The sequence below is a fragment of the Streptomyces sp. NRRL S-1022 genome, assembly GCF_000720135.1.
Taxonomy (GTDB): Bacteria; Actinomycetota; Actinomycetes; order Streptomycetales; family Streptomycetaceae; genus Streptomyces.
Map to the genome: position 1 here is coordinate 310,686 of NZ_JOIU01000019.1, position 6,617 is coordinate 317,302.

Consider the following 6,617-nt stretch of genomic DNA (forward strand, 5'->3'; position numbering starts at 1 on the left):
TCGGCTCGGGGCAGCATGTTCGTGCGCGGGCGCGGGTTCCCGGTGGGTTCCCGCACCCCCGCGGCGGGGCCGCACGTCGGGTGCGGCCCGCGCCCCTTGGCCGGCCGTTCAGTGGCCGTGCTGGTAGAAGGGCCGGACGTGCGTCTTCAGCCAGTCGGTGACCGGGTCGTCGGCGACGTCCATGAGGACCAGGTTGACCGGCCACCCGACCGGGACCTTGCCGAGGGCGCGGCCCAGGGCGTCCAGGGGCACGGTCCGCAGGTCGCCCTCCCACCGGGAGAGTTCCACGCCGACGAACATGACCGGCTCGGCCGTCTCGATGGCGGCCAGGCAGCGGCGGGCGGTGAGCACCACGCCGGTGCCGGCGAACTCGGCGGAGGCGGCGGAGAGGAAGTCGACCGGGTCGTCCTGCCAGTCGGGCTCGAAGAGCCGGACCCGGCCGCCGGTGCCGGGGCCGTCCAGCGGGGTGCGGCCGGCCCGGCACAGTTCGGCCACGGCCTCGGGCGGCAGCGGGACGCCGACCACGCCGCCCGGGTTCACCGCGATGCCCGCCTGCGGGGGCAGCCCGCGGGCGAACTCGACCGCGGGGGCGATGGTGTACGACATGTGGGCACCGGCCGCCTGGCGCAGCTGCTCCTCGGAGCTGAACACCGGGACGTACGTGCGGCCCTCGATGTCCATCGTCGGCAGGTCCAGCGGACCGCTGTGCGGACCCCCGCCGTTGGGCAGCGGTATCCACAGGAAGCTGCGGCCGAGGACCTCGACGATCCGGCCGGCCGCCGAGGGAACGCCGAGGGAGGCCGACAGCACCTCCTCCAGCTCGTTGCCGGGCCAGCCGCCGTGCGGCTGGGGGTGCGCCTGTGCCGGGAAGTCCGCGGGAAAGTCCGCCGGGAAGTCCATCTGCCTACCGCCTGCTGGGAACCACTGCTGTGAGCATGAAGGCTAGCGGGTGGCTGTGACAGTCCCTCATCGAGTGAACCCCACGCGCCTGAGGACGTCCGCCGCGTCCCGGTCCAGCAGCACCGCCGCGCCGCAGCCGGCGGGCAGCTCGCCCCGCTCCACGGCGCGCAGCAGCCGGGCGGTGGTGCGGCGGTGACGGCGGAAGGCGTAGCGGGACACGCCCCGTCCGCGCTCGTGCTGGCCCTGCCGGGCCGTGCCGGGGTCGACGTCCAGCAGGAGCAGGTGCAGGGTGCCGCCCCGGCGCCGGGCCTCGCGGGCCAGCCAGGCGCGCACCCAGGTCTGGGTGCCGCAGTCGTGCACGACGACTCCCTCGCCGGTGCGCAGGGCGCGACGCAGGGCGGCGTAGTGGGTGAGGCGGACCAGGGGGCGGTACAGCGCGTAGGGCAGGCGGCGGGGGAGGCGGGCCGCCCAGCGGTCGCGGGCGTCCTGGGAGTCGATGCGGTGGCCGGTGACCGCGCGGTGCATCAGGGTGGACTTGCCGCTGCCGGGCAGTCCGGTGACCACCACCAGGTCGCGGGGGCCGAAGAGCAGGGCGTGCGGGCCGCGGCCGGCGCGGTCGCGCAGGTCGCGCACGACCGGGGCGGGCCGGCCGGCGCCGCGCCGGCGGGTCAGGGCGGAGGCCGGCTCCGGCACCGCGATGCCGGCGTCGGCGGCGTAGGCCGAGGTCCTGTTCACCGTGATCGTCCTCCCACTGGGCTCGGTCGGTCCCATCCCCGTTGTATGTAAAGAGAAGGTAATGGGCAACGGTCGGCGCTTCGTGTGCGTAGTGCCACAGGTCGGTCACAAGGAGCGTGCTCTGGCTGGCCGCGGTGCGGCGTGCAATGATGTGCGCGCCAACTGCATACCGGCCGTTTGAATCCGCGCGGGAGAGTTCCCAGCCGTACGTCTGTGCCGCTGGGGCGCCGAAGGAGCAAGTCCCTCCCTTGAATCTCTCAGGCCCCGTTACCGCGCGGGCGAGGCACATCTGAAAAGCGGGCCGCCGTGACGGCGGCCCCACCCAAGGTGCAAGCCGTGACCGTCCCTGTGGCGGTCGTGGCGAACCTCTCAGGTTCCGATGACAGATGGGGAGGAACGTTCCTCGCCCCATCCCTGTCGCTCTGGGAGACGACCGACCGATGAGCAGTACCGAATCCACTGAGCTGCGCCACACCGCGCTCGATGCCGTCCATCGTTCGCTCGGTGCGACGATGACCGACTTCGCCGGCTGGGACATGCCGCTGCGCTACGGCTCCGAGCGCGACGAGCACCTCGCCGTGCGGGCGAAGGCGGGTCTCTTCGACCTCTCCCACATGGGCGAGATCACCGTCACCGGTGCCGGGGCCGCCGCCCTCCTGAACTTCGCCCTCGTCGGCAACATCGCCTCCGTCGGCGTCGGCCGCGCCCGCTACACCATGATCTGCCAGGCCGACGGCGGCATCCTGGACGACCTGATCGTCTACCGCCTGGCCGAGACCGAGTACATGGTGGTCGCCAACGCCTCCAACGCCCAGGTGGTGCTGGACGCGCTCACCGAGCGGGCGTCCGGTTTCGACGCCGAGGTCCGCGACGACCGGGACGCGTACGCGCTGATCGCCGTGCAGGGCCCCGAGTCCCCCGGCATCCTGAAGTCGCTCACCGACGCCGACCTGGACGGCCTGAAGTACTACGCCGGCCTGCCCGGCACGGTCGCCGGCGTGCCCGCGCTGATCGCCCGCACCGGCTACACCGGCGAGGACGGCTTCGAGCTGTTCGTGAAGCCGGAGCACGCCGTCGAGCTGTGGCAGGCGCTGACCAAGGCCGGCGAGGGCGCCGGCCTGGTCCCGTGCGGGCTGTCCTGCCGGGACACCCTGCGCCTGGAGGCGGGCATGCCGCTGTACGGGCACGAGCTGACCCGCGAGCTGACCCCCTTCGACGCCGGGCTCGGCCGGGTCGTGAAGTTCGAGAAGGAGGGCGACTTCGTGGGCCGCGAGGCGCTCGCCGAGGCCGCCGAACGGGCTCGGCATAACCCGCCGCGGGTGCTGGTCGGCCTGGTCGCCGAGGGCCGCCGGGTGCCGCGCGCCGGGTACGCCGTCGTCGCCGGCGGCGCGGTGATCGGCGAGGTCACCTCCGGTGCCCCCTCCCCCACCCTGGGCAAGCCGATCGCCATGGCCTACGTCGAGGCGGCGCACGCGGCGCCGGGCACCGAGGGCGTCGGCGTGGACATCCGGGGCACCCACGAGCCGTACGAGGTCGTGGCGCTGCCGTTCTACAAGCGCCGGAAGTGACACGGTCGTAGCCCCACGGCGTGCCGGAACGTGACGTCGGGCACATCGGCGCTGCCCGCGCGCGTTCCCAGCAGTCCCCCTTCATCAGCACTCCCCCGCGTACAGGAGAATTCAGGCCATGAGCAACCCCCAGCAGCTGCGCTACAGCAAGGAGCACGAGTGGCTGTCGGCCGCCGAGGACGGCGTCTCGACGGTCGGCATCACGGAGCACGCGGCCAACGCGCTCGGTGACGTCGTCTTCGTCCAGCTCCCCGAGGCCGGCACCACCGTGTCCGCGGGCGAGACCTGCGGCGAGCTGGAGTCGACGAAGTCGGTCTCCGACCTGTACTCGCCGGTCACCGGTGAGGTCATCGAGGTGAACGAGGACGTCGTCAACGACCCGTCGCTGGTGAACTCCGCCCCCTTCGAGGGCGGCTGGCTGTTCAAGGTACGCGTCACGGAGGAGCCGGCCGACCTGCTCTCCGCCGACGAGTACACCGCCTTTTCCGCCGGCTGAGGAGTCGTAGCCCTATGACTGTCCTGAACACGCCCCTGCACGAGCTGGACCCGGAGATCGCCGCCGCGGTCGACGCCGAGCTGAACCGCCAGCAGTCGACCCTGGAGATGATCGCCTCCGAGAACTTCGCGCCGCTCGCGGTGATGGAGGCCCAGGGCTCGGTCCTGACCAACAAGTACGCCGAGGGTTACCCGGGCCGCCGGTACTACGGCGGCTGCGAGCACGTCGACGTGGCCGAGCAGATCGCCATCGACCGGGTCAAGGAGCTGTTCGGCGCCGAGTACGCCAACGTGCAGCCCCACTCCGGCGCCTCCGCCAACCAGGCGGCCCTTTTCGCGCTGGCCCAGCCCGGGGACACCATCCTCGGCCTGGACCTGGCGCACGGCGGTCACCTGACCCACGGCATGCGGCTGAACTTCTCCGGCAAGCAGTTCAACGTGGTCGCCTACCACGTGGACGCGGGGACCGGCCTGGTCGACATGGCCGAGGTGGAGCGGCTCGCCAAGGAGCACCGCCCGAAGGTGATCATCGCGGGCTGGTCGGCGTACCCGCGGGAGCTGGACTTCGCCGAGTTCCGGCGGATCGCCGACGAGGTCGAGGCCTACCTGTGGGTCGACATGGCGCACTTCGCGGGCCTGGTCGCGGCGGGTCTGCACGCGAACCCGGTGCCGTACGCCGACGTGGTCACCTCCACCACCCACAAGACGCTGGGCGGCCCGCGCGGCGGCATCATCCTGGCGCGCGGCAAGGACTTCGCGAAGAAGCTGAACTCGGCCGTCTTCCCGGGCTTCCAGGGCGGTCCCCTGGAGCACGTGATCGCGGCGAAGGCGGTCTCCTTCAAGGTCGCCGCCTCCGAGGACTTCAAGGAGCGCCAGCGCCGTACGGTGGAGGGTGCCCGCATCCTCGCCGAGCGCCTGACGGCCCCGGACGCCCGCGAGGCCGGGGTGAACGTGCTGTCCGGCGGCACGGACGTGCACCTCATCCTGGTCGACCTGCGCGAGAGCGAGCTGGACGGCCGGCAGGCCGAGGACCGTCTCCACGAGGTCGGCATCACGGTCAACCGCAACGCCGTCCCGAACGACCCGCGCCCGCCGATGGTCACCTCGGGCCTGCGCATCGGTACGCCGGCGCTGGCCACCCGCGGTTTCACGACCGAGGACTTCGCCGAGGTCGCGGACGTGATCGCCGAGGCGCTGAAGCCGTCCTACGACGCCGAGGGCCTCAAGGCGCGCGTGAAGGCGCTCGCCGACAAGCACCCGCTGTACGCGGGTCTGAACAAGTAAGTCACCTTTCGCGGGGCACCGCGCACACTGGAGGTACCGGCGTGCGCGGTGCCCGCGCCCCTGTTCCACCTTTTGTGCACCACCCGTATTGAGGAGTCACCCGTGGCCATCTCGGTCTTCGACCTGTTCTCGATCGGCATCGGCCCGTCCAGCTCCCACACGGTCGGCCCGATGCGCGCCGCGCGCATGTTCGCCCGCCGGCTGCGCAACGAGGACCTGCTCGGCTCGGTCGCGTCCCTGCGCTGCGAGCTGTACGGCTCACTCGGCGCGACCGGACACGGCCACGGCACCCCGAAGGCGGTGCTGCTCGGCCTGGAGGGCGCCTCGCCGCGCACGGTGGACGTGGAGAGTGCCGACGACCGGGTGGAGAAGATCAAGGCGGCGGGCCGGCTGCAGCTGCTCGGCGAGCACGAGATCCCGTTCTCCTTCGACGACGACCTGGTCCTGCACCGCCGCAAGGCCCTGCCGTACCACGCCAACGGCATGACGGTCTGGGCGTTCGACGCCGAGGGCGCCGAGCTGCTGTCGAAGACGTACTACTCGGTCGGCGGCGGTTTCGTCGTGGACGAGGACGCGGTGGGCGCGGACCGGATCGTGCTGGACGACACGGTCCTGAAGTACCCGTTCCGCACCGGCGACGAGCTGCTCCGCCTCACCAAGGAGACGGGCCTGTCGATCTCCTCGCTGATGCTGGAGAACGAGCGGGCCTGGCGCACCGAGGACGAGATCCGGGCCGGTCTGCTGGAGATCTGGCGCGTGATGCGCGAGTGCGTGCAGCGGGGCATGTCCCGCGAGGGCATCCTGCCCGGCGGCCTGAAGGTCCGCCGCCGTGCCGCCGTCTCGGCCCGCCAGCTGCGCGCCGAGGGGGACCCACTGGCGCACGCCATGGAGTGGATCACGCTCTACGCGATGGCGGTGAACGAGGAGAACGCGGCCGGCGGCCGGGTCGTCACCGCCCCCACCAACGGCGCGGCCGGCATCATCCCCGCGGTCCTGCACTACTACATCAACTTCGTGCCCGGCGCCGACGAGGACGGAGTCGTCCGCTTCCTGCTGGCCGCCGGCGCGATCGGCATGCTGTTCAAGGAGAACGCCTCCATCTCCGGCGCCGAGGTCGGCTGCCAGGGCGAGGTGGGCTCCGCCTGCTCCATGGCCGCGGGCGCGCTCGCCGAGGTCCTCGGCGGCTCCCCCGAGCAGGTGGAGAACGCGGCCGAGATCGGTATGGAGCACAACCTGGGCCTGACCTGCGACCCGGTCGGCGGCCTGGTCCAGATCCCGTGCATCGAGCGCAACGGCATGGCCGCGGTGAAGGCGGTCACGGCCGCGAAGATGGCGATGCGCGGCGACGGCTCGCACAAGGTGTCCCTGGACAAGGTCATCAAGACCATGAAGGACACCGGCGCGGACATGAGCGTGAAGTACAAGGAGACGGCCCGGGGCGGGCTCGCGGTGAACATCATCGAGTGCTGACGCATCGGGCCCGGGGCCCGGTGCCTCGGCACCTGGCCCCGGGCCGCTCTCGCCTCGGGTGTGGGGGGCTCAGGTGGTGCTGAGCATGCCCTCGCGCAGCCGGCCCAGCAGTCGCGTGATCAGCCGGGAGACGTGCATCTGGGAGACGCCGAGGCGCTCGCCGAT

General features: G+C 72.1%; 7 protein-coding genes and 1 riboswitch. Of the genes, 4 read left to right on the forward strand and 3 right to left on the reverse strand.

Annotated features, from left to right (window positions below):
• Nucleotides 1-108: 108 nt before the first annotated feature.
• Together IG05_RS0127295 and IG05_RS0127300 are read right to left on the reverse strand one after the other, a co-directional pair.
• Nucleotides 109-900 (reverse strand): enhanced serine sensitivity protein SseB, encoded by a 792-nt coding sequence (locus tag IG05_RS0127295; RefSeq protein WP_030346661.1) that lies wholly within the window; start codon nt 898-900, stop codon nt 109-111.
• A gap of 66 nt (nt 901-966) precedes the next feature.
• Nucleotides 967-1,635 carry an AAA family ATPase gene (locus tag IG05_RS0127300; RefSeq protein ID WP_030346662.1) on the reverse strand — a complete coding sequence of 223 codons (669 nt, stop codon included), beginning with the start codon at nt 1,633-1,635 and terminating at the stop codon, nt 967-969.
• Between the two features lie 178 nt (nt 1,636-1,813).
• Nucleotides 1,814-1,918, forward strand: a riboswitch (glycine riboswitch).
• A 157-nt stretch (nt 1,919-2,075) separates the two neighbouring features.
• Between IG05_RS0127300 and gcvT the strand changes: the two genes are divergently transcribed.
• The 4 genes from gcvT (at nt 2,076) to IG05_RS0127320 (ending at nt 6,452) form a co-directional block, all read left to right on the forward strand.
• Nucleotides 2,076-3,203, forward strand: a complete 1,128-nt coding sequence (gene gcvT, locus IG05_RS0127305; protein WP_030346663.1) for a glycine cleavage system aminomethyltransferase GcvT — start codon at nt 2,076-2,078, stop codon at nt 3,201-3,203.
• 118 nt (nt 3,204-3,321) lie between these two features.
• Nucleotides 3,322-3,699: a glycine cleavage system protein GcvH gene (gene gcvH / locus IG05_RS0127310; RefSeq protein ID WP_030346664.1), complete on the forward strand. Its 378-nt coding sequence runs from the start codon at nt 3,322-3,324 to the stop codon at nt 3,697-3,699.
• Nucleotides 3,700-3,713: 14 nt separating this feature from the next.
• Complete coding sequence (glyA, locus tag IG05_RS0127315; RefSeq protein ID WP_030346665.1) at nt 3,714-4,982, forward strand: serine hydroxymethyltransferase; 1,269 nt, start codon at nt 3,714-3,716, stop codon at nt 4,980-4,982.
• A 102-nt stretch (nt 4,983-5,084) separates the two neighbouring features.
• Nucleotides 5,085-6,452: an L-serine ammonia-lyase gene (locus IG05_RS0127320; protein ID WP_030346666.1), complete on the forward strand. Its 1,368-nt coding sequence runs from the start codon at nt 5,085-5,087 to the stop codon at nt 6,450-6,452.
• A 69-nt stretch (nt 6,453-6,521) separates the two neighbouring features.
• Here the strand turns inward: IG05_RS0127320 and IG05_RS45740 are convergent.
• The coding region (locus IG05_RS45740) for a sigma factor-like helix-turn-helix DNA-binding protein (RefSeq protein ID WP_267883296.1) at nt 6,522-6,617 on the reverse strand (96 nt) is incomplete at its 5' end.